General features: G+C 45.7%; 1 pseudogene. It reads right to left on the bottom strand.

Annotated features, from left to right (window positions below):
- Window positions 1-219: 219 nt before the first annotated feature.
- A pseudogene (locus ACF8OF_RS05260) lies at window positions 220-477 on the bottom strand (hypothetical protein); the annotation flags it as partial.

Below are 477 nucleotides of genomic sequence, written 5' to 3'. Positions count from 1 at the left end.
AGGTACTTAGAATCAATCGAAGTCCGGATTTCAATATTGCGTTCTTTTGCCTGTGCCATGACAGCCCCTGTCATAATAAATAATGACAGTAATAATGTATTTCTGAATTTCACGTGATTGCCTGCCTGAATTACGGAACTATCTGCCGCCCCCGCAACATAATTGCGGGGGATAGAATAACGCCCGGCCATCACAGACGGAGCGTCAGCAGAGAGAAGGTTAGTTTACCACCGTGACTTTGCCATCGATAATTGACAGGTACGGGGTGAGTATAGACATCTCACCCTTGTGATTTTTTATTTCCAGAGGCGGCACTCTGCCGTAACCCATTTCAAAACGGAAAATTCGTCCGTCCATGTATGAGCTGAATTGAAAATCTGACCAGTCGATGGGAACGGCTTTGTAGCCTTGCTCAAAATACCCTTTGTAATTCATTGATTCCCACATTTTTTCCGGTGTGCTGCCCTGTTCAGCGGC

Source organism: Morganella sp. TYF_1 (assembly GCF_043105645.1).
In the GTDB taxonomy this organism is placed as follows: Bacteria; Pseudomonadota; Gammaproteobacteria; order Enterobacterales; family Enterobacteriaceae; genus Morganella; species Morganella morganii_B.
The sequence above is the reverse complement of the archived record's forward strand: the minus strand, read 5'-3'. Positions and strand labels throughout refer to the sequence as shown.